This is a genomic window from Nocardia sp. NPDC051052 (assembly GCF_044456045.1).
Lineage (GTDB): Bacteria > Actinomycetota > Actinomycetes > Mycobacteriales > Mycobacteriaceae > Nocardia.
Genome location: NZ_JBITFL010000027.1, coordinates 1 through 22,114, shown reverse-complemented (window position 1 = coordinate 22,114; position 22,114 = coordinate 1). Strand labels below are relative to the sequence as shown.

The 22,114-nt window shown below is 63.7% G+C and carries 20 protein-coding genes and 3 pseudogenes; 15 read left to right on the top strand and 8 right to left on the bottom strand.

The annotated features are described in order from the left end of the window. Together ACIBCN_RS43915 and ACIBCN_RS43910 are read left to right on the top strand one after the other, a co-directional pair. Positions 1 to 636 (top strand): hypothetical protein (locus ACIBCN_RS43915; RefSeq protein WP_396998730.1); only part of this gene is annotated, 636 nt, incomplete at its 5' end. A gap of 506 nt (positions 637 to 1,142) precedes the next feature. Beyond that, positions 1,143 to 1,310, top strand: a complete 168-nt coding sequence (locus tag ACIBCN_RS43910; RefSeq protein WP_396998728.1) for a hypothetical protein — start codon at positions 1,143 to 1,145, stop codon at positions 1,308 to 1,310. A gap of 62 nt (positions 1,311 to 1,372) precedes the next feature. Here ACIBCN_RS43910 and ACIBCN_RS43905 read toward each other — a convergent pair whose 3' ends face one another. From ACIBCN_RS43905 to ACIBCN_RS43895, 3 genes are read right to left on the bottom strand one after another with little or no spacing between them, the layout of a single operon-like run. Then, positions 1,373 to 1,972, bottom strand: coding sequence for an MFS transporter (locus tag ACIBCN_RS43905; protein ID WP_396998727.1), 600 nt, complete (start codon positions 1,970 to 1,972; stop codon positions 1,373 to 1,375). Next, the gene (locus ACIBCN_RS43900) at positions 1,969 to 2,385 is read right to left on the bottom strand and encodes a hypothetical protein (protein ID WP_396998726.1); all 417 of its coding nucleotides are present in this window, start codon (positions 2,383 to 2,385) and stop codon (positions 1,969 to 1,971) included. Before ACIBCN_RS43900 ends, ACIBCN_RS43905 begins: the two co-directional genes overlap by 4 nt. 27 nt (positions 2,386 to 2,412) lie before the next feature. Then, positions 2,413 to 2,694 (bottom strand): MFS transporter, encoded by a 282-nt coding sequence (locus tag ACIBCN_RS43895; protein ID WP_396998725.1) that lies wholly within the window; start codon positions 2,692 to 2,694, stop codon positions 2,413 to 2,415. Between the two features lie 129 nt (positions 2,695 to 2,823). Here ACIBCN_RS43895 and ACIBCN_RS43890 point away from each other — a divergent pair, with 129 nt between their 5' ends. Beyond that, positions 2,824 to 3,009: an AIM24 family protein gene (locus tag ACIBCN_RS43890; RefSeq protein ID WP_396998724.1), complete on the top strand. Its 186-nt coding sequence runs from the start codon at positions 2,824 to 2,826 to the stop codon at positions 3,007 to 3,009. 3 nt (positions 3,010 to 3,012) lie between these two features. Here ACIBCN_RS43890 and ACIBCN_RS43885 read toward each other — a convergent pair whose 3' ends face one another. Further along, entirely contained in the window at positions 3,013 to 3,396 is a 384-nt protein-coding gene (locus ACIBCN_RS43885; protein WP_396998723.1) for a hypothetical protein, read from the bottom strand. An 800-nt stretch (positions 3,397 to 4,196) separates the two neighbouring features. On the opposite strand from ACIBCN_RS43885, the gene ACIBCN_RS43880 reads away from it, so the two are divergent. The 3 genes from ACIBCN_RS43880 to ACIBCN_RS43870 all read left to right on the top strand — a co-directional run bounded on the left by ACIBCN_RS43880 (position 4,197) and on the right by ACIBCN_RS43870 (position 6,774). Then, positions 4,197 to 4,550, top strand: coding sequence for a hypothetical protein (locus ACIBCN_RS43880; protein ID WP_396998721.1), 354 nt, complete (start codon positions 4,197 to 4,199; stop codon positions 4,548 to 4,550). Positions 4,551 to 4,619: 69 nt separating this feature from the next. Continuing rightward, positions 4,620 to 5,402 carry a 3-oxoacyl-ACP reductase FabG gene (fabG, locus tag ACIBCN_RS43875; protein WP_396998720.1) on the top strand — a complete coding sequence of 261 codons (783 nt, stop codon included), beginning with the start codon at positions 4,620 to 4,622 and terminating at the stop codon, positions 5,400 to 5,402. Between the two features lie 73 nt (positions 5,403 to 5,475). Then, positions 5,476 to 6,774, top strand: a complete 1,299-nt coding sequence (locus ACIBCN_RS43870; protein ID WP_396998734.1) for a hypothetical protein — start codon at positions 5,476 to 5,478, stop codon at positions 6,772 to 6,774. 26 nt (positions 6,775 to 6,800) lie between these two features. On the opposite strand, the gene ACIBCN_RS43865 is transcribed toward ACIBCN_RS43870, so the two are convergent. Both ACIBCN_RS43865 and ACIBCN_RS43860 read right to left on the bottom strand, forming a co-directional pair. Beyond that, positions 6,801 to 7,403, bottom strand: a complete 603-nt coding sequence (locus ACIBCN_RS43865) for an HD domain-containing protein (protein WP_396998719.1) — start codon at positions 7,401 to 7,403, stop codon at positions 6,801 to 6,803. Positions 7,404 to 7,497: 94 nt separating this feature from the next. Beyond that, complete coding sequence (locus ACIBCN_RS43860; RefSeq protein WP_396998718.1) at positions 7,498 to 9,012, bottom strand: amidase; 1,515 nt, start codon at positions 9,010 to 9,012, stop codon at positions 7,498 to 7,500. 128 nt (positions 9,013 to 9,140) lie between these two features. Here ACIBCN_RS43860 and ACIBCN_RS43855 point away from each other — a divergent pair, with 128 nt between their 5' ends. Continuing rightward, positions 9,141 to 9,761: a TetR/AcrR family transcriptional regulator gene (locus tag ACIBCN_RS43855; RefSeq protein ID WP_396998717.1), complete on the top strand. Its 621-nt coding sequence runs from the start codon at positions 9,141 to 9,143 to the stop codon at positions 9,759 to 9,761. On the opposite strand, the gene ACIBCN_RS43850 is transcribed toward ACIBCN_RS43855, so the two are convergent. Next, positions 9,702 to 10,109, bottom strand: a complete 408-nt coding sequence (locus tag ACIBCN_RS43850) for a hypothetical protein (protein ID WP_396998732.1) — start codon at positions 10,107 to 10,109, stop codon at positions 9,702 to 9,704. The two genes, ACIBCN_RS43855 and ACIBCN_RS43850, sit on opposite strands and share 60 nt — an antisense overlap. Between ACIBCN_RS43850 and ACIBCN_RS43845 the strand changes: the two genes are divergently transcribed. The 7 genes and pseudogenes from ACIBCN_RS43845 to ACIBCN_RS43815 all read left to right on the top strand — a co-directional run bounded on the left by ACIBCN_RS43845 (position 9,999) and on the right by ACIBCN_RS43815 (position 16,928). Then, a complete protein-coding gene (locus tag ACIBCN_RS43845; RefSeq protein ID WP_396998736.1) occupies positions 9,999 to 10,358 on the top strand; it encodes a hypothetical protein in 360 nt (119 codons plus the stop codon). The two genes, ACIBCN_RS43850 and ACIBCN_RS43845, sit on opposite strands and share 111 nt — an antisense overlap. 380 nt (positions 10,359 to 10,738) lie before the next feature. Next, positions 10,739 to 11,524 (top strand): annotated as a pseudogene (locus ACIBCN_RS43840) (IS1380 family transposase); the annotation flags it as partial. Between the two features lie 646 nt (positions 11,525 to 12,170). Next, entirely contained in the window at positions 12,171 to 12,443 is a 273-nt protein-coding gene (locus tag ACIBCN_RS43835; protein ID WP_396998716.1) for a hypothetical protein, read from the top strand. A 401-nt stretch (positions 12,444 to 12,844) separates the two neighbouring features. Next, a pseudogene (locus ACIBCN_RS43830) lies at positions 12,845 to 12,949 on the top strand (FAD-dependent oxidoreductase); the annotation flags it as partial. A 126-nt stretch (positions 12,950 to 13,075) separates the two neighbouring features. Next, positions 13,076 to 14,377, top strand: a complete 1,302-nt coding sequence (locus ACIBCN_RS43825; protein ID WP_396998731.1) for a GMC oxidoreductase — start codon at positions 13,076 to 13,078, stop codon at positions 14,375 to 14,377. 75 nt (positions 14,378 to 14,452) lie between these two features. Further along, on the top strand, positions 14,453 to 15,673 hold the full coding sequence (locus ACIBCN_RS43820) for an aminotransferase class III-fold pyridoxal phosphate-dependent enzyme (RefSeq protein WP_396998715.1): 1,221 nt from the start codon (positions 14,453 to 14,455) through the stop codon (positions 15,671 to 15,673). Positions 15,674 to 15,737: 64 nt separating this feature from the next. Further along, the gene (locus ACIBCN_RS43815; protein ID WP_396998714.1) at positions 15,738 to 16,928 is read left to right on the top strand and encodes an MFS transporter; all 1,191 of its coding nucleotides are present in this window, start codon (positions 15,738 to 15,740) and stop codon (positions 16,926 to 16,928) included. A gap of 1,056 nt (positions 16,929 to 17,984) precedes the next feature. On the opposite strand, the gene ACIBCN_RS43810 is transcribed toward ACIBCN_RS43815, so the two are convergent. After that, entirely contained in the window at positions 17,985 to 19,460 is a 1,476-nt protein-coding gene (locus ACIBCN_RS43810) for a DUF6301 family protein (RefSeq protein WP_396998713.1), read from the bottom strand. A 975-nt stretch (positions 19,461 to 20,435) separates the two neighbouring features. Between ACIBCN_RS43810 and ACIBCN_RS43805 the strand changes: the two are divergent. Continuing rightward, positions 20,436 to 21,587, top strand: a pseudogene (locus tag ACIBCN_RS43805) (IS701 family transposase). Positions 21,588 to 22,114 lie beyond the last annotated feature (527 nt).

The following is a 22,114-nucleotide window of genomic DNA, read 5'->3' as shown; positions in this document are numbered from 1 at the left end:
GTCCCGCCCGACTGCGGGCGCGACCCGTTCGAGGTCTTCCCCGGTCTGCCGCCGTACGGCGGTCAGGAACCCACACCCGAGCAGTGGCGGGAACGACTGCTGGCAGTGTGTGATGCGGTCGCTCGCCGCTGTGGCATCGCACTGCCGCCGCCCGGCCGCGACGGGGAACTCGACAGCGCGCGGATCCTTCCCCTGCTCCCGGACAACAACTTCGGGTACCCGGAGCACAACTTCAAGACACCCGTGCCCGACCGGTTCACCTCCCTCGTCGACGCCGCGACACCCGAGCGCCTGCGCCGTGTACTGGCCGCGCAGATGTCGTCACTGGCCGCCGAGACCGGACTCGACACCTATACCGAGGTCACTGCCGCACTGTCCCTGCTGAGCGCGGAGGATCACCCCGGCATTACCGACGACTCTGCCCTTGACCTGCGGCTGCGCCGCGTGCACGCCGAGGCCCAGGTGACATACGCCGACTGGAAGGACCGCGCTGTCTGGCAGGATCGCGCCCTGGCCGCCCGCGCCCTGGCCGAGGCGCTCAACCTGCCAGCCCGGGAATCTCTGGGCTTGGTCGTGGGCTGCCGTCAGGACCCCCGTTGGCGGCAGGAGTTTCGCAAGCAGTTGACCGGCGACTGATTCCTGCGTGATCCTCGGTCTAGTCCGGCAGGGACTGCGATGATCTTTCGCCGGAGGATAGGGCGCTGCGGGCTTTGCCCAGGCCGGGTGAGGTGGCCTTCCGGTCCGCCGAATGCCTACGCACGTTACGCCGGAACGCGATCAGCGAACTCGTGCCTCCTTCCGGCACGCGGCCGAGGCCGCGCGGACGATCGCACTCCTTTGCCGCTGCGCGCGCATCGGCCAACCGCTCAGATCAGCTGAGTTACACGGCCTTCCATCGCACGCACATGCCGAGGACCGGATATTGAGCGACGTGGCTTTTGACGGTGAGCTGACGCGAGATGATGGAGCCCAGTCCTGAGAACCGGGGGAGTACGTGGCTGGTGAGCACGACTGGGATGAAGACGAGTACGTCAAGCCTGTGGCAAGCGAGCGCCGATGCAATGCGTGGGTGTCGGATCGATATGCGCGGTCATCTCGGGCATCCTCCAGCCGTTGACCGTGCGCGGTAGTAGAAAAGGAGCATGAGAAGGCAGGCAGTCATCGTGCTCTATGTGCTTGTGCTGGTAGCCGTGGTGGTCGGCGTGGATGTCTTGTTCTTCAGGCAGCACTTCTGGGAGCGGTTGGTGGTGAACGTCGGCATCGTCTTGGTGTTCGCGGCGTTCTACTTCCGGTTCTCGAAAGGTTCATGAGCGCAGCCGTCCGCGCGGCGCGGCTCACCTACGGTGATGGCTCTCCCACTCCATGGGCAGGGTCAGCCGCTCGGCGGCATGATCACGAACTGACCGCAGCCGGTGTGCTCCTCCGGCGGCAGCGCCTGACGATCACTACCTTGCAGTTGCCGGGCCCCGAGAACTAGCGCTGGCAAGGCCAGCAAAAGCACCAATACGCGCACCCCACCCGCACCGATCATCGGCGCTCGCAGGCCGAATTCCGCGGCGGTAAATCCGCCGACCAAGCTACCCACAGGCATCAAGCCCCACCCCAACATCCGGTAGACGCTATTGACCCGTCCAATCAATTCCGCAGGGATGATTTGCTGCCGGAGGCTGATAGTGACCACGCCGGTGAGGGTCATCGCGAATCCGCACGCGCCCATCAGGACGGCAAGGGCGAGTCCTGACGGTGCTAACCCCATCGCCACGTAAATCAATGCGTTGGCAGAGTAGGAAGCGACCAGCACCGGGATGGCACCGAACTTCTTCGCGATACCGGCGTTCACCAGTCCACCCAGCGCGCCGCCGACACCAACGCCCAACAGCATTAGGCCATAGCCGTGTGAACTCACGTGCAGCGTCTGGGCGGCGAAGAGCACAAGTGTGGAGAACCCCATCTGATTGGCGAAGGTGTTCATGCCCAGTACGACGGCCAACAGTCTGAGCAGCTTGTGTTTACCCAGCCAGCGCAGGCCGCGATCTCTCGGCCCATGGACTGCCGAGTGGTGTGCTCGAGTTTGTGGCGCGGCAACCGCGCGAGCAGCGCCGCTGACGCGGCGAACGATACGGCGTCCAGTCCAAAGGGGAGCACGGCCGCGACCACAAACAAGGCGCTACCCAATGGTGGTCCGAGCGTCGATTCGCCAAGATTCTCCACGACTTGTCGGTTGCCGTTTGCCTTGGGCAGTAGCAAGGGCGTCACATATTGCGGCAGGACGGACTGCGCGGCGTTCTTGATCACCACATCAGCGCTGCCGAGCAGGAAACTGGCGACCACCAGCAAGATAATGCTGGTGACCCTCGTCGCTGCCCAGACTGCGATCGCGGCCACTACTAACGCCTGGACTACTTGTCAGACCTACATCAATGCCACTCGGTCGTAACGATCGATCAGCACGCCCGCAGGTAACGACAGCAGCAACCACGGTAGGAACGTGACCGCCGCGATCAGTGAGATCTGACGGGGGTCGTGGGTGAGGGTGGCCGCCAGCAGCGGCAGGGCCGCCGCGAAGGCCCCGTTGCCCACGGAGTTAACTCCGTTGGCCCACCACAAGCGCCAATAATTCCGTTCGAGCTTGCCAGCGCGCTGTGCAGTGTCCTGGTCATCGCCGGTCGCGCTGGCAGGCTTTGACGTGGTCATCGTGTTACGCCCCCTCGGATCGTTGCGCTGCCGTAAGCCCACGCCCTACCCACTCGGTGTCCGGTGAAATCATCCAGTACACCCTCGCGCCCGGGGGAAACCTTGCGCGTGCACCCCGGTCACGTCGGAATGTTCGAAGCCACAGTAGGATTCGACATCACCGTGCTTCGCGGCGTGCGAAATATCCTGTTCGGCGGCGACGGCCTGTTCCTGGCCGCCCTCACCGGCCCCGGTCGCGTGTGGCTGCAATCGCTGACTGTCACCAACCTCGCGCACGCACTGGTGCCGTATTTACCTGAGCCGAAAGACAATTGATCGCTATTTACCGGTGGGATGGCCGACTGTGGCCAGCGCGGCGGTCCAATCGGTCGCGATCGCGGTCTGCGCCTGCGCGAGCGGCACTTTCCCGCCGCAGACCAGGGTGTGGAGACTGTTCTCCACCTGGTCTTTCGGATTGTTCACGCCGTCTTTGGTCTGATGCCCCGGTGACGGCGGCTCGACCCAGAGGTTGCGCGCGTCATTGGGGTCGCCGCCGAGCTCGAGTGAGATCAGGTGGTCATACTCGGCCTGGCGCGGATCCCCGGTGTAGCTGTAGGACTGGGCGTTCGCCCGCTTCTCCGCATCGGTGATCGCTTGCGACGGGCGAATCGACTTGGTGTACCCGGATTTACAGACCGTGTTCGCCAGATCGGACTGCGTCACCTTCGGATTCAACGCTCCCGGTGTACACGCGGGGTCCGGCAGCGGTTGCCCGGCCGGTGTCAGCCGGGCGTGGCAGCTTCCCGGTGCGGGCTGGGGCGCCACCGTGTAGTTCGTCGGCCCTGGGCCGACCGGAATACCTTCCGCAGGTGGCGCTTCCGACGCTGATCCCGAGCCGGGCGTGGGGCCGTGCGCGGAATTCGTTGGTGTGCAACCGCTAATCGACAACGCGACCGCCAGCCCAGCCACGACCAGATAAGGGAGTCGCCGGGGCGTTAGAGCGAGGCACCGACCGTCCATCGCGCCGGCGTATTGCCCGCTGTTGAAATCCATATCGTCCTCCGGCTCAATTATGCGATAGCCGAAGCAGATTCGCGAGATATCAACTGCGTCGAGATGCCCTAGCCTGGAACGACATTCTCCGGTCCCGGCGGGCGAATTCGCCAAAATCTCCAAGCCCTACTCCGACCCCCGCAAGCTCGCCTACTCGCTCACGCTGCTTGCATCCGCTGCCCTTCGGCGTGCCTCCGGCAAACACCTCCGGGACTAATATCGTCCCATGAGTACCCGACCACGGTGTATCCCAGCATTTTTGGGGCGCCGTGCACGCTCGGCTTCGGCAATCCTCTCCGCTATCGCAGCGGTGCTGTCGATGGTTGTGGTGTCCGCTTCCCCCGTACACGCCCAGGACGACGGCACGTCCACGACCGACGTGTCTTTCTCAGGGGCCGATGGGGTGGTGCTCAAGGGCACCGTCACGGTCCCGGCGTCGAGACACGCATCCACCTCCGCGGTTGTGCCTCTTGGCGACAGCAGGTGTGGAACAGGTCGTCGGCGCCGACTATCCGCTTGCCATCGCGGTCGCGCTGATTATGACATCGGTCATCGTTGTCACGCTGGTGACGGTCCAGATCTGCACCTGGTTGTGGCGCCTGGCCGCGCTGTCCGACCCGCTGACCACACTGCTGAACCGACGCGGATTCGACTACTACCTCCTACGATCGGTCAGCACCAGTCCGTCGGACCGGCTCTACGTGATCAGCACGACACATCCCGGCGGCTACCGACGCCGAACCCCGACCGATGTGTCTCGAGGGGCATGCAGGTCGCCGAGGGTGGCAAACCGCATGGTCAGAGCGAAGGTAGCGCTAGCCTGAAATATTCTGAATGCCCAGCGCCCAGTTCTCATGGATCGACCCGACCGCAGGCTACGCGAGAGAAGGTTCATGTTCTCCCTCATAGGCAAGACGGTGCTAGTCACCGGAGCAACTAAGGGAATCGGTTACGGGATCGCCGAGGTATTCGCGACAGCGGGTGCCGACGTCGCCGTCATCGCTCGATCGAGCGCGGACATCGACCGTGTCGTCACCGAATTGAGCCGTCTCGGTACCGGGACCGTCATCGGTGTGCCCGCCGATGTGTCCATCGCCGAATCTTGCAGAGCGATGGGCGCCGCTGTCGTCGACAGGCTCGGCGGTATCGACGTGGTGTGCGCGAACGCGGGCATCATGCCGCAGGCCCCGATCGCCACGATGAGCCCCGCCGAACTGTCGACCATGCTCGACGTCAACGTGAAGAGCACCATCTACACCGTCCAGGCGTGCCTGGACGCGTTGACCGCTTCCGGCGCGGGCCGGGTCATCATCACCTCCTCCATCACCGGTCCGATCACCGGTTATCCCGGTTGGGCGCATTACGGTGCGTCGAAAGCAGCCCAGCTGGGTTTCATGCGAACCGCGGCCATCGAACTCGCGCCGTGCGAGATCACCGTCAATGCGATACTGCCCGGAAACATTCGCACCGAAGGGCTTTCGGCACTTGGCGAGGATTACCTCGCGAGCATGGCCGCCGCCATTCCGGCCGCAAGACTCGGCACCCCAGCAGATATCGGCCATCTCGCGGCTTTCCTGGCCACGGCCGAGGCGGGCTATATCACCGGGCAGGCCATCGTGGTCGACGGCGGCCAGACCCTCCCTGAATCCTTCGACGCGGTGTCGACGGTCCGGTAATTCCGAGAGCAAGGAGCAGCACGTGCCCGCATTCGATGGCACCCGCGCGGAGACGTCGGTCGACGTCCCCGGGCTGAAGCCTGTCGCGCTCACCGACTCGCAGCGGGCCGCGCTACGCGAACTGGCCCAGTTCCCGCTCCTGGACGCAATCTACGGGCGGCGGTCCAGACGATTCCCGGTCGGCGGACGAATCCCGGCCGGGCCCTTGGCCTTTACCAGCCGCCATGAGGTGCAACCACTCAACGATCTAGAACGCGCCCTAATCCTCAATACCGTCGCCGGCGTGACCGGATGGCATTGCGGCATCAGCCATCATCCCGGCTACGCACCGGCATGGCCCAACTACAATGGCTCGGCCACCGGACGAACCTTCGGCTCCGCCGCGGGCTTTCACACCAGCGAATTCTTCTTCACCGACGATTCCGGCACCTACTTCCTACCGACCCGGGATGCCCTGCCGGACAAGACTTATACCGAGGGTGACGGTGCGACCGAGGCACACCTGAACCGGCTGCTGTCCCGTGTCGTGAAGCTGTCCGACGAGCGCATCCACATCCCCAGGGAAGAACCCTATCTGGAAGGGCATAACACCTGGATCGCGAACTATCCCGGCTCACTGCTGGTGATTCCGGTGGCCGATATCGCCCAGCAGACGCTGGCCAACCTCGCCTTCTTCACCCAGAATGGCTTCGCCATCTATGACGACGTCAACAACCGCCCCATCCCCGGCATCGAAAAATACCGCGACAAGCTGCGTTTCGACGATCCGCTGCCGCTGTCCTTCGTTGAGCAGTACTCACTGACCGAGGCCAGCGCCGAACTCATGGCCGCTGTCCACAACGGGCACCTGCTGCTGGGCGCGATGGGCCTGGGCGGCTGGGCATTCGACGGCATCGATCGACTGGCCATGCTCGGCGCGTCCGGCCGCCCCGACGTTCCCGGGCTCGGCTTCCGCTACGACACCGATCCGCGCTGGGCACTGCCCAACCCGACCGGATTGCCTGGCGTATTCGAAGGTTTCTGCCGTCCGCATCACCCGTCCATGGCCGACGCCGTCGAAGCCCTCACCGAGCGCAAATTCGGCGTCGGCGGCCCGTATCACCCGGACACCCCCGGCCCGTTCGCCGATAATCCTGGTGTCCGGGCCGCGGCCGCCCCATACGACCTGCGATTCCGTGAGCTCTTGACGCTGCAAGCGACCTATATCGACGAGACCTTCGGGAAGTTTCCCGGCACGGTGCCTGCGATCTGGATCATGAACTACCTGCAGGCCCAGCACATCGACCTCGACTTCTACGACACGGTCCAAACCGAGACCTCGTATCTGTCCACCCATCGGCATCATCAGGATCTCTGGCACCCGACCGATTAGAGCGCAGCACCTTGGCCGGACCGGACTCATTCGGTGAATCGAGGAGCGCCGATGTCCTCGTGCATCCGCCCGGAGTTCACCCACCAGGCGATCGGTGAATCCGGCTTCCGTTGTGCCTGAGCGAAACACGTCGCGCGCAGCCATGCCCGGAACCCCAGACGCGGCCACGATTCCAGCACGGTGTCGATAAAACCGGGGTGGACGTGATCGACTCGGAGACCGTGGGTGTCCATGCCCGAGCCCATCGCTGTCAGAACGACTTCCGGCCGTGGGTCACTCGCTAAGCGGGTCGTGTCCAAGTGCAGGGCGATCGCGTCTTTCACCACTGCGACGCGGACCTCGGGACACCCTTGCGCGAGCAGGAACGACTCCGCCGCGGCGGCGCCTTCGACTTCGAACCCGCGCTGCCCATCGAAACGGTCGGTCAATCCCAGGTCGTGTAGCGCGGTCGAGATGTACAGGATCTCGCGATCGACCTGCCATCCGAGCTTCCGTCCGAGCATCGATCCGAACTGGTAGGCCCGCTGACAGTGATTGAACAACACCTCCGGGGCACTCGTGCGCACCAAATCGGCGGCTACCCGAGCCAACGCTGAATCCGGCACCGGCATCGCATCGATGTCCGACATACTCTCCTCCTTTCGAGGCTCGAAACAGCCGGCAGGTCGGACGGAGCACGTGCTTTCCAGGCAACACCGACGAGCCATGGCCGCTGGCTATGGCCTAGGTGACCGACAGTGCGTTCGATGAAACGAGCGCGGATTCGGGTGGTTGGAGATGACTCCATGGCTGGGCGGCTTCGAGTTGCGCCGCAAGCTGTAGCAACAAGAATTCGCCGCCGAGTCCACCGACGAACTGACTGCCCAGCGGCAGGCCATCCGAAGTCCGGTGAACGGGCACACTCATCGCGGGACGACCGGTGAGGTTGGCCAATTGCGTGAAGGGGACCGGGGCCATGTTCGCGAACACGAAGTCGCGGTAGGACTTGGTGTACGGAACCACTTTGCCCGCACCAACTTTCAGGAGCATCGACAGGGCCGTCTGCAAGGCGGCCGGCATCATCGAGCTACCGACGCGCCCCGGCGGCTCGGCGATGGTGGGCGTCAGCAACAGGTCGTACGCGCCATGGAAATCGGCCAGGGCGCGCGCGTAGGTATTCCATCGCCCGTATGCCTCGACCAGCGACCGTGCGGACAAACCGCGGCCGATCGCGCCCATCAACCGGGTGTCGAAATCGAAGTCGGCGGGCCGTGCACCGGCCAGTCGACACGCCTCGGCAAGGTCGGCTGCGGCGTGCGCCATCCATACAGTCAGGAAGTCCAGCCCCAGCTGTGCGCCATCGATCCGGGGTGCGGCGGGCTCGACGTGGTGGCCCAGCGATTCGAGCAGCACCGCGGTCTGCTCAACGGCGCGTACGGCTTCCGGGTGCACCGGCGTGTCGACCGGGGATTCGTGCGTGAACCCGATGCGCAGCGCGCGCGGGGGCGTGTGCACCGCGTCGGCGTAGGCTCGCCCGCACCGGTGCTCGGGATGCCGCGCGCCCGGATCCGAGCCGCTGATCACATCGAGCATCGCGGCCGAATCGCGAACACTGCGGGACAGAATGCCCTCGGTGGCGGCCCCGTGTACGTAGTCACCTCCGTTCGTTCCGCACGGGACCAGACCGCGCCCGGGCTTGAGGCCGAACAACCCGCAACACGCCGCTGGAATACGGATCGAGCCACCGCCGTCGTTGCCACCCGCCATCGGAACGATGCCCGCGGCGACCGCGGCCGCCGAGCCACCGGACGAACCGCCCGGAGTTCGATCCAGGTCCCACGGATTACGCGTCACACCGAAAGTCCGACTCTCGGTGATCGCGGTACCGCCGAACTCGGGTGTGGTGGTCTTGCCGAAGATCACCAACCCGGCGTCGATCCAACGCTGCACCAGGATGCTGTGCTGATCGGCCGACCTCGAGCGCAGCGGACCGGTGCCGCCCGAGGTCGGGTAGCCCGCGTAATCCTGCAGCAAATCCTTGATGAGAAACGGCACGCCCCCGAACGGCCCCTCCGGCGGCTTCGCCGCGGCTGCTGTGCCTGCGTCTTCCATCAACAGACTCACCGCATTGATTGCGGGCTGGACCTCGCGATAGCGCTCCAGCGCAACCTGTAGCAGTTCCGTCGGATGGACCTCGCCGTCGGCGACCAGGCGAGCCAGACCGACTCCGTCCTGCGCTCGATATTCGTCGTACCGCATAACTCTCCCATTGCTTTGACGAGGCCTTGGTCCGGCTCGCACCCCCAATAGTATTCGTGATTTGCAGTTACATCAACCGATCGGTTCTACTAGTTTCCACCGACGCCGACGAGCTACGATTGCCACCGATGAGCGAGAAACAAGTCGACGGACGCACCCTGCGATACCAGCATCGCCGTCCCGAGTTACTGCAGGCGGCGACCCAGTACGTGCTCGACCACGGCGTGTCGGATCTGTCACTGCGGCCGATGGCGCGTGACCTGGGGGTCAGTCACGCCACCGTCATTCGCCATTTCGCCACCAAGGACGCATTGATCGCCGAGGTGCTGACCACCATCCGCGCCGACTTCGAGGCGCGACTGCTCGCCGAGACCAGCCGCGAAGCCGACTCGGCCACAGCGCAGATCCGCGCGCTCTGGCAACGACTCTGCGAACCGAAAGAACAGCGCCAGTTCCTGGTTCTGTTCGAATTGGTTGCCGCGGCGGGCTATCGGGACAAACGTGGCACACTCCTGCAGCAGACCCTGGTCACCGACTGGATCGCACTGGCGGCCGGCGCCATGATCCACTACGGATGGCCAGCCGAAACCGCCTCGCCAACAGCGACACTCGTGCTCGCACAGATACGCGGACTGCAGATAGACCTCATCACGACCGGCGATCGAGAGCGCGTGGACCAAGCTTTCGAGCTAATGCTGAGCATGCTCGAGAAGGCGAACCCGGCTGCCGACCGGTCCAGTCACAGGTGAATGCGGACTCAGCCGGGTCGTCGCGCAGGGGGCCGAGCACCATGGCTGGCCGCACCCACGGATACCGTTCGCGGAGTTCGCGTTTGAGTACTTTGCCGTTCGCGTTTCGGGGGAGCTCGGCAACGAATTCGATCGAGGTCGGGCATTTGTAGGAGCGAGCCGCTGCCGACAGAAGTCCACGATGGCCGCGGATTCGACGGCCCTACTCGTCACCAGAACGGCGCAGACCGCCTCATCGTGCTCCTTGCCCCGGACACCGATCACCGCGGCATCGATGACGGCAGGATGCTCGAGCAGCACCCGCTCGACTTCGGCGCCGTAGACGTTCTCACCTCTGGCGATGATCATGTCTCGGAGCCGGTCTGCCACGAAGACATACCCCGACTCGTCGACCAGCCCCATATCTCCGGTACGCACCCAACCGTCGGCAGTGATCGTCTCGGCCGTCTCGACAGCGCGACCGAGATACCGGCTCATCCGGCTCCCGGTACGGAACCACAGCTCTCCGTAGGTGTTCGGCGGCCGGTCCGTGCCGTCGTCGAAGCTCAACACGCGCTACTGATCCAGATGATCGAAACCTTCCAGGAAGTCGGCTGACCGTCCTGTGCTTCCGAGGCGAGGAACGCCGGCGCGCGTGTTGAGTGACTCGGCAGCTACCGCGCGGCTGGGGGCAGGAGCCGGCCGCTGAGGACGGGACGGTTGTCGAGGTCATCAGAGGCACCCCGATGCCGAGGTTCTCTGCAAGCCTGTAGAACATTCCGCGCGGGACTCCAAGGGGCCCTATTCGTGTTCTTCGGGTCGGGCGCCGAGGGCCTGTTGGCATCTCGGTGTCGAAGCGGTGCGAATCGCTGCCTGTCCGTGCGGAAGCTGTCGGTGGTGTCGAGTCCGGTGATGAGGCGGCCGTCCACGGCGTACCGGAACACCACTCCCGGTTTCTCGCTGGCGTGCAGCTCCAGTGCCGCGGCGATGCTGCGGGCCCAGGCAATGCCGGTATCAATACTGCCGCCGACCACAAACACGTCCTGCACGATGCCCTCGCTCAGTTGCCGTGGCCCTCGCAATGGCGGGTTGGGCGGAAAGTGTTGGTGCGCACTGATTCCGGAGGCGGCACCCACGAGCTCCTCGACTACTGCCACCGCCGCCGATTGCAATACTCGATCGGGTTCACCCTCACCGACGACATCGTCACAGCCATGGCCACCCACCTGCTCCCTGGTGATTGGACCCCGGCCTACGACGCTGACGGCGAGGTCCGGCCCGGCGCGCCTGGGTGGTCGAGGTCACCGAGCTGACCGGATGGCCGCCCGGCATGCGGCTCATCATCAGGAAAGAAAAAGACAAGGCCCCGTCCTGGTGCTCAGCTGCGGTTCACCGACCGCGACGGGTTGCGGTTGACCGCATTCGTCACCAGCGCCTGCCGCGGGTCAGCTCCCCGATCTGGAGCTACGCCACCGCTTTCGGGCACGCTGCGAGGACCGGATCAGAAACGCGAAAAGACACTGGCCTGCGCAATCTTCCGTTCCACAATTACGACGCCAACCGCATCTGGCTCGCCCTCGTCGCGCTCGCGATGGACCTGACCGCATGGATGCAAACCCTCGCCTTCCACGATCACCACGCACGCCGCTGGGAGCCGAAAACCCTACGGCTGCGGTTGTTCTCCGCAGCGGGGCGCCGCCCGCCATGCCCGCAAAACCCGGCTACACCTGGCCCGCCACGACCCCTTCACCGACCTACTCACCGCCGCCGCAGCATGTCTGCAACCCGGCTGCCCCACTGGCCACCGTCCCTGCAATCAAGCCAACCCGCCAGTGGAGCCCGGCAGTCAGCCCGCTGCGCGGGCTGACTGCCCACATCCTGGGCACTACGATTCAAGCAGCAATCCAAAACCCGACAGGCCAGCACATCAGCCTCGCGAAAGATCGAGGCTAGGTGTGTCCATGGATTGTGGTGTCCCCGATGAACATCGAACTCGGTGAATCCAAGGACTGTTCAGGACTTCTGCAGAGAGAAATACATCCGCTTGACATCTCTATAGGCGATTGGTATCGAGACGCGCCATTCGGTCACCTGTGCGCGACATAGCGGCGGTATTGTCACGATTCGGTGATGTGCCGCGATAGTTAAACTTTCATGCTCTAAGTAGGAATTGGTGCTGCTGCGTATTCGGCGCCCAACGGGAGTGTTTCACCTCCGGGCGCGGCGCATAAATTCTCGGTGGAACGAACAGCCGGGGGAACGATACCTGTCGGGTGGCCGCCATTGTGCGCTGCGCAGGTCGGCACCGAAATCGCGGAGTTTTCCTGTTCGAACCGCAACCGCGCAGTATTCTTCGAACAGCTCCATACTCAACGTTTCTACCTGGGACTATCGCGATTCTGCCGCCACGGGTAATGCCGAGTAGGTCTGGTGAGCTATTCGGAAGGCCGACGCTTGGCAACGCTCGGTGCATTGATTTCGGTGGTGCAGCTGACACAGGTCGCGATGTCGACCACCAATTTCGCGCTGATGGGGACATTCCGGCCGACTGGAGAATCTTTCCAGTCGACCTGTCGCATAGCCCGCAACGGAGTGCTGCACTCACTCGACGGACAGCAGGGCCGCCAACGTGCTGCCGAGCGAGGCCTGGACGCTGTCGAACAAGGTGTGCCGGCCAGTTTCGGCGTGCCAGCCTTCGGATAGCTGCCAAATCTGTTGTCGTCCTGCTGGTGCCAGCCGGACGGGGACGGCGAATCTCGGCTTGATTTGTGCGGCATGCTCGTTTGATCCATTTCGCGAGCGTGCCGAATGCCGCTGCGCGGATTGAGAACCGTCAACGTCGGAAGTGACCCCCGCGAAGGGTCATATAGCGCAGGGCTGAAGTGAGGGCGTGCGAGCAGTAGCCAGAAATGGTCTCACGATCTCTAGTTGGCGGGACTTCATTCGACGTTCGGGTTGCGTTTACTTCCAGTTGGCAGCGACCGCACTAACGTGAGGAGTGCGGCACAGGCGGCTTTGAGATTTCCACGAGATGTAATTATCTGTACCGCAAGTCATTTGGCCTAGTATGGTCACTTAGGGGAAGGGGTCATGTGGCTGTAGATATGCGAGACCGGTATGACTATTGCGTGATCGGGGGTGGAGCGAGCGGGCTTGTTGCCGCGACTGAGCTCGCACTGGCCGGTTACTCGGTGCTGTTGTTGGAGGAAGGCGGGCACGTCGCGCCCGGAAGTGATTTAAGTACTGTGGAAGTGGCGTGGCAGAGGGCTTTAGCGCCGGGGGATCCGTCGCGGACGGCCAACCCGTGGACCGCTCGTGGGCTCGGTGGTGGAACGATGTTCTTCGCCGGGATCGCGTTTCGATATCGTGAGCTGGACTTCGATGCGGGTCCTTTTCTGGCTGATGACGCGTTGCCCGCGAAATGGCCGATCGATTACTACGCTCTGCGAGGCTGTTACGACGAGATGGAACGACGACTCGGCGTTGCGCGGGCAGGCGATGACGACCCATGGCAGCCGCCCTCGGCACCTGCTCCGATGCCCCCGCACGATTATGACGATCGGGGCACCCTGATCGCGAACGCGGGTGCGCGAATAGGACTCTCACCGTTTGCGACCCCGCTGGCAATCAATTCCCGCTCCTTTGATGGTCGGCCCGCCTGTACCAGATGCAGTACCTGTACCGAGCGCGCGTGTCCTAGCGGGGCGAAAGGTGATGCGATACAAGGGATTCTGAATCGGGCGAAGACTACGGTGACTATCCGTACCGGCGCTCGCGCGCTCCGTTTGATCGGTGGGCGAAATCATCGCGTGGATGCGGTCGAGTGGATCGACGTCGCGGCGGCTCGACGCACGACAACGCGCGCGGACAATTTCATCCTGGCGGCCAACGCAGTCCAGACCGCGAGGCTGCTGCTGGTATCGACCGAGCCATGGGCACCTGAAGGAATCGGCAACAGCTCTGGCTTGGTCGGTGCCGGACTGTCGTTCAAGCTCAGCTGCTACCTGAGTGGTCGAACGGACTACCTAACTGAATCTACTTTTGGTGGGCCGCATTCCACCGTCGCATTCAGCGACTACTACCTGCATCCAGACGTACCGGGGTTGCTCGGCGGTACGATCTATCAAGCGAATCCGGTACTTGGCACCGATACGAGTTCGCTGCGCCTGCATGTCCTGGCAGGCGACCAGCCCATGGAGCGCAACCGTGTCCGGCTTGTCCGCGCGCGAGACGAATTCGGCATGCCCCGGGTGATGATGGACTACCGGACTCATCCACGCGATGCCGAGCGACTGAGATTCCTGGCCGAGCGTGCGGCGGATATCTTGCGTACGGCGGGAGTGCACCGAATTCGGTTCGAGCCCACTGAGTTCCATCGGGGGAGTCGTCACCTGCATGGCACCTGCCGTGCAGGTGATGATCCACACGACTCGGTGACGGACCGGAACGGCCGACTACACGACATCGACAATGTCCATGTGGTTGATGGAAGCGTGCTCCCCTTCGCTGGAGGGGTGAATCCGGTCCTGACGATTCAGGCAAACGCACTCCGGATCGCGCGCGAACTGATCGGCCGAGATCGACCTGAGGCAACCCCTTCCATCGAATCGCCAAACCTGCTGATGCCAACCTACTGAGGGAGATTCGCCATGCCGACAATGTCTTCACTACTCGAGCGCGCCCACGCAGTGACCACCAGCCGACGCTGGGACTTGGAGAAGCGCTTTCCCGTCGTCGCCGATCGTGCCGAGGGCTGCCATGTATGGGACACCGACGGAAACCGCTACATCGACTACACATCATGCAGTGGCGCCGCGCCGCTGGGCGTCGGGCATCCGGCGGTGCTTGACGCCGCCATCGCCGCTTTGCGTACCGGGGGAATCGTACCGGCCACGCTTTCCCAGGCCCGGATCGAGACCGCCGAACAACTGCTGCCGCTGTTCCCGTTCGCCGATCGGGCCCGGTTCTTCCGCACCGGATCGTGCGCGACGACAGCTGCGGCACGCATCTGCCGGGTGCAGACCGGACGGCGTCTCCTGCTGACCAGTGGTTTTCACGGCTGGCACGACTGGCATCTGCAGTCGGCGTTCGGCGGCCTGCCCGACCGTGACCCGGAAACCATCGACTTCGGATACGACCTACAACGGCTCGCTGACTTGCTTGCCGACCGGTGGAACGATGTTGCCGCCGTTTTCGTAACTCCCGAGGTCAACTTCTTTCCGCACGCGTATCACGTGGAGTTGGCGCAAGTGGTGCGCGGTCATGGATGCCTACTCGTGCTGGACGAGGTGATGACAGGATTCCGCTATCGCCTCGGCGGCTACGCGGTCGCCGCCGGGCTTCAGCCGGATCTGATCACCCTGAGCAAGGGGCTCGCAAACGGAATGGCGCTGTCCGCTGTGATCGGCCGCGCCGAAGTGTTCGAGGGCGCTGAGCCGGCATACCTCGGTTACACCTACCAACGAGAAGTGACACCCTTTGCTGCGGCGACGGCGTCGTTGCGGGCGTTCCGCACCGAGGATCCCATCGGCAGGATGCACGACGCGGGCCGCGCGCTGATCTCGGGATTGAACGACCTTTTCACGCGAATGTCGGTTCCTGCGATAGCCTTTTCCTGGCCCTCGATGTTCCGGGTGTTGTTCCGCGACAACGGAATCGGCGAGAGCTTCTACGCAGGATTGCTGCGCCGCGGTGTTCTCATGGAATACGGAGGCGTTCACATGATTTCGGCAGCGACCTCAACGGAAGACATAGCTCTCACCTTGGCGGCCGCGGAGGACAGTCTGATAGAGGTCCTGCGGACGGCGCGACCGACGCTGGGCGGGACCGACCTCACCGATGCGGATGCCCATATGTTAGCCGTGCGTGCGTTTGGCGCGACCTCGGAAACAGCCGCGAAGTGGTGGCCCGGTTATACGCCGCAAGGCGAGTGATGTCGCATACCGATCCCGCATAACACGTTGTTCATGTAGAGCTCTGAAGATATGGAGGTCGAGGATGTCGACCGCGCGGCCGATGATCGGCGAATGGCGAACAGCGCTGTGGTCGGTTCGGCTGATGTTCTTTCTGACGGGCCTGCTGTTCGCGACGTGGGCTGCGCGGACGCCGACCATCAAGGAGCAGTTTCACCTCGACGAGGCGGGCTTGGCGATCGCCTTCGCCGGCTTGAACATCGGGGCGGTGCTGGGTCTGCAACTCGGCAAGGTGGTCACACTGCGGTTCGGTAGTCGCGCCACGCTGCGGGTTACCATGCCACTGTTTGCGGTAACGCTCTCGGGGCTGTTGGTGGCTCGTGATCTTGCTGTATTGACCGTGGCTGTCGCGGTTTTCGCGATTGCCAACAGCGTCGTCGATGTCGCGATGAACGCGCACGGTGTCGCGGTCGAAAAGGTGAGCGCGCAGCCGTTGTTGTCGGGTATCCACGCCTGCCACAGCCTTGGCATGATCGCCGGGGGATTGGCGGGTGCGGTTGCTGAGCGGGCACATGTCGCGCTGACGGCACATTTCGTTGCTGTCACGGTGGTCGTAGCCGCAGTGGCAGGTATCGGTGCGCGCCGGTTGCTGCCGTCGTCCACCGACCGAAGCACACCCGATGAGCACGCTACGCGACGGAGTCCGTGGCGCTGGCCGACGCGACTGATCGCGCTCGGATTACTCGCGTTCTGTGTGGCCTTAGCCGAAGGAGCGGCCAACGAGTGGACCGCCGTGTACATCCACGACGTGACCGGCGCCAGCACTTCTGTCGCGGCAATCGGATTCGCGGTGTTCGCGGGATCGATGTTCGTAGGTCGACTCCTCGGCGACCGGCTCGTCACCGCGTTCGGTCCGGCCCGGCCATACCTGATCGCCACCCTGACCGCTGCCATTGGCATGGGGATCGCCCTGCTCATCGGTGGCACGGTTCCGGCGTTGATCGGAGGGGCGCTGTTCGGTCTCGGCATCTCCTTCACCCTCCCGGTGACCTTCGCCGCAGCGGGATCGGTGGCGGAAATGAGCCCCGCTCAGGCCATCGCCAATATCTCGATGCTCGGTTACCTCGGCTTCTTCACCGGTCCGGTCCTCATCGGCGCAACCGCCCAGAATTACGGCCTCGCTATTGCTTTGGCCATCCCCGTGTTCTTCATGGCGCTGGCTGCATGCGGAACCCCAGCCCTCCGACGCTCGGCCGACAAGGTGGTCATGGTGTGACACGATCCGTTGATCATCGACCTCGATGCCACCCTGACCGACGCGCACTCGGAAAAACAGCACGCGGCACCGACCTTCAAGCGGGGCTTCGGTTTCCACTCGCTGTGACCTTTCATCGACCACGGCCAGGTCGGCACCGGCGAGCCCGCTGCGGGGCGGGCGTTCAGTCACCGCAGACACTGGCCGACGACCGAGTTAGCGAACATTCTCAACTGCCGATGAGCGAGCGCCAATTCGAGTCATGCAGGCCTCCGCTTGACATAAGCTCACTTGATTCCTGACGGAAGACCGGAACTTCCTGCCGAAATCAGGCGGGCTGTTCTCGTTGAGGCAGGCCACCGATGTGTGATCCCGACTTGCCCGCCAGACACCGGTTGAACTGGCGCATATCAGCCCTGGGCAAAGGTCAGGAACCACACCTTCGGCAATCTCATTGCGCTGGGCCCGAACTGCCACAAGCGATTCGACCACGGTGACATCGACCGCAAGGCCATGGTCCAGTACAAGGCGAATCTCGACATCCTCAACTTCCGATACACAGACCTCGAACGACAGCTGCTGAGCCTTTATACGCAGGTGGCATAATACAAAAAAGAGGGCGCAAAAATATCGCGACGAAGTTGATATCCGGGCTTTCCGGAATGTCGAAGTCGATATCTGGGATCTCCGGAAGGCCCAGGAACGGCAGGGGGCCGATTGGAGCCCGGAGCAGATAGGACTTCAGGACGTGGCAAGAAGGGTCCGATCTGGCAGGATCCGGATATACGCACCAATGGCGTTTACGAACATTCTCGATGATGGACTCATAGAATTCCGAGACATCTCCGGCCGCAACCTCCTCGTCGAACAGGAGTCGCGGATGAACTCACAACGGGTCGAGCTCACCGAGAAGGGCCGTGAATTCGGCTTTCGGTCGGCATGGTTATCTCGGGCTGTCCACGACGCGGCGGCGATCGCGTGAATGTGCGACTCCCGTGAATGCGCGGTCTATGCCGATGTGCGTGCCTGGGCGAACCGCGCGGAACTGTTCTCGGGGTCGAAGTCAACGGATAGTGGTCAGGTCCATTGATCCAATGGTCGTTCGATCGGGGCAGGTCGATCGCCGCGCAGCCCGCATCGGACGGCGACTAGTTCGTGCGGCCGGCCGACTGTCCAGGCGTCGCACCACAGTTCGTGGGGGGCGATTGCGCCATAGGCGCGGGCCGCGGCGACGGTGGCGTCCGCCATGGCGCGGCCGACAGACTTCGTGGGAGGGTATTTTCGAGTTCGTACCGTCCCGTCCTCAACAATGGACAGTCCACAGCTGATCGCGGAAAACCAGCCGTGCGCGATCACATCGGAGGCATCCACGCCGACCGCCCAGCCGATTTCGATGATGTCCGGGAGAAGGCGCAGATCGTCGGCGAGCGAGGTGAACAACAGCGACAGATTGAGGTTGAGCTCCGAAAAACTGTCAGCGCACCACGCGGGCTCTGCCAAGTTCCCGATATAGGGCCGTAGTCCGCGCCTGACGTCGGGCCGTAGATGCCACCGCTCACCCGGCTCCGGGCCGATCCCGTCACAGTATTCCGCCCAATTCGCGGCCCGATCTTCCAGCCAGTTCTGCGTAGGCTCCGTCGGCGACAGGCTCAGCCCGATCGCCATCTGGTCCGTCTTGGCACCCCACCACACGTTCCCCCAGTAACGGCGCGTCAGTCTCACCGTGACGGCATCATCGATCCACGCTGTGACCAGTGCGGTACCGCCGGCGATCAGATTCGGAGCACCTAGCGATGACCGGCATGCCTCGAACACGGCCCGGTACAAATCGTCGCCCGCGCGCCCCGACATCGGCTGCTTCAGCTCGAGTTCGCGAAACTCGCCATAGCCGTACGGCTTGTACAGATCGCCCGGATCATCCTTGATATTCAGCGACAGGCCCTCCCCGATCGAGAGCTCGAGCGCCCGATGAGGTGTCTTGTCGAACGGTAGTTCGAGCCCGGTCAGCACGGATTCGATCGCGTCACGTGACCATGCGCCGGGATCGGACCCCACGAGCCCGCAAGCCAACCGGACGAAGCGAACCTCGTTGTCGGTCAGCTGTTTTCCCGCATTCGCCCACTCATCGGTGTGTCCACGGCGGCATTCTGCCCAATGCCGCTGAGTGAGCTGGTTCGTCAGTATCAAATCGATGGTGACCCCGTGTGACAAGCCGACCACGAGGTCCTCGACGACCCAGCTCGGGCCATTGCGATGACAGATCCACTCTCCCGTCGGGTCGCCCCACGCGTCGCGGAACGCTGCGACCGCCTCTGCGAACGTAGCCGCACCGGGCGCCCCGCAACCACACCCGTCGGCGGTGATCGGAAGGATGACGGTGTCGAGCCGATCTTCTTGCAGCTGAAACGTCGCCACCGCATCCTCGACAGCAAGCCAGGACCGCGCCCACCACAGAGTGTCGTCGTGCTCGGCTGGAATCGGCTCGTCCCACCCCAAATGGGCGCATAAGCCCTCGACATCACCTGCCCGCCAAGTCCAGTCGAAGTCACCCACAGCGCGCACGACCTCGACCGCTCCAGCAAGATCCACCCGCAAATCATCTGACACACAACGACTCTAGCCACCCGGAGTCGACTCGCTGCCGAGTGCCCGCAGAGCGGTCTGGATGGCGAATGTCCGTGCCGCCACACGGTTACGCTCAGCCGTGACCGACTCCGCCCATCGCCAGAGCGTGCGTTAGGCCGACCAGCCTTGCCGCACGAATTAACTTCCTGTGCAGCAGGATTGGGCTTGTATGCTGCGCGTGAATCCGCGAGCGATCCGCGACCCCGAACCTGATGAGTGAGGATAGCTATGCCGAACCGGGACTCGACCTTCAATCCGATCGGATGGGAACCGGTGGCCGTAGCCGCGCGGGGAGGGCACCGGGGGTCTGGACGAAGGCACTACTGCCCATTGAATGCGGGAGGCTACGCGACGAGGACACTGTCCACAACGCAAACGCACTGGTCCCGCCCCACGACTACGATCACGACTCAGAGGAACATAAGTTCGATGCATGGCCGGAGGAGTTCAGCCCGTCACTACGCCGGGTCGTAGAGCCTCCGATGCCGGTTGTCGCCGACCTGGGACTAGCGGTTCCGACGCAGCGCGCAACCTTCGGCGCAACGAAGTCGGTGCCCCTGCGGGTCGGCGCGGGAGGCTTGCGCCTGGCCGGAAACGTGCCCGGACTTGTTGCACGCCTGGGCACGGGCCTGGAACGGGGTGTGGCTGGGGCTAGTCGAGTTCACGGCCCCTACCGGCAATGGCCGCGGCAAACTCGTCTTCCGGCAATGGTGCCCCGAGCACTCTCTGACACCGCCGTCCAACCCAGTCGGCCAAGACGATCGTCGTCTTGGTCGACACGAGCGGTAGCTGCGAGAGTCTCGGTCGTCGGAGACGGAGGAATTGTGCGACAAACGAATTCATGTGCTCCACCGGTTAGTAATGCAACGACACTTGTGGTGTTTGTGCTGGTAGATCTGGTGTGTGGTGTTGGATCGTGTTGTGGCCGAGTTGGGTTCGTTGATCAGCAGGGTTGGTTCCCGGTTCGCGCGGTCCGAGCCGAGGGCTCGGGCGCGTGATTACGTGTCGGGGCTGGTTGCGGGCTTGGAGCGTAAGAACGGGTGGACCGTTGCCGAACATGCTGGTGAGTCGGGCCCGCAGGGGATGCAGCGGTTGTTGCGGAAGGCGGACTGGGATGTCGACGGGGTCCGTGACGATGTGCGTGATTTCGTCGTGGAACGCCTGGGTGACCGCGAGGCTGTGATCGCTGCCGACGAGACCGGTTTCCTGAAGAAGGGCGTGAAATCGGCTGGGGTGCAGCGGCAATACTCGGGCACGGCCGGGCGTATCGAGAACTGCCAGATCGGGGTGTTTTTGGCGTATGCGTCCAAGCATGGACATGCGTTGATCGACCGGGAGCTTTATCTTCCGCAATCAGTGGACCACTGATCGGCAGCGTTGCCGCGACGCCGGTATCCCCGACGAGGTCGAGTCCGCCACCAAGCCACGGCAGGTGATCGCCCTGCTCGAGCGGGTGTTCGCCGCGCGGGTACCCTTCGCGTGGTTCACCGCCGACGAAGCCTACGGCCAAGCGGGTTATCTGCGTGACTGGCTCGAGGAACGCGATGTGTTCTACGTGATGGCCACTCGATGCGACCATCAGATCACCACCCGCGCCGAGCGCACCACCCGCGCCGAGCGCACCGCCCGAGCCGACGCGCTGGTCGCAGAGTTCCCCGCTTCGGCGTGGCAGCGGCTTTCGGTCGGTGCCGACGTCCACGGGCCACGCGAATTCGACTGGGCACGCCGCCAGATCGATGGCACCTGGGCACGCGGGCGTGGACACTGGCTGCTGGCGCGGCGCAGCATCGCCAATCCGAACGAGATCGCCTACTACCTCGCCTACGGCCCACACAACGGCCGACTGGTCGATCTGGCCTTCACGGCGGATCCAGATGGCACATCGAGGAAGCGTTTCAACAGGCCAAAGGCGAGGCCGGGCTCGACCACTACCAGGTCCGTTCCTGGCGAGCCTGGTATGCCCACATCACCCTGTCAATGCTTGCCCTGGCCTGGTTGGCTGCATCCAAAGACGTTGCCGCAAAGGGGGATTCGCCGACAGTGATGCAGACATGATCGCGCTGACACTACCGGAGATCCGCAGGCTACTCGTCGCTTTCGTGCTCACCCGCCACCATGACCCCACCCACACCTGGGCCTGGTCGAGATGGCGACGCCGCAGCCAATACCAAGCTCGACTATCCCACTACCGACGCCGCGGACACCCACTCACCCGAGTGTCGTTGCAGTATTAAGCCCTCAGCGGGCCGATTGAGGCCCGCCCTGTATCGAACGTCCTGTCATCAGCGTAAGTCGTTTTGTGTCAAGCGGTTCGGTCGGTGCCTCGTCCGTCGTCGTCCCTGCATAGCGGTAATGGGGTTGATCCCAACAGCGCGTAATCGGGTTGAAGGGACGACGGGCGGGGCTGCCCATGATGACAGGCGAGATCACGGTGTGTCTCGATGCCGCGTGGGGCTCGCCCCGACCGACCGCTCGATGACCGGTAAAAGGCTCAGGCGGCCACCGGGTTTGGGAGATTTGGTGGGCGTGTTCCATGGGTTGCGGTGTGGGGATCCCAGCGCTGTCCGGTGGTGATGACGGCG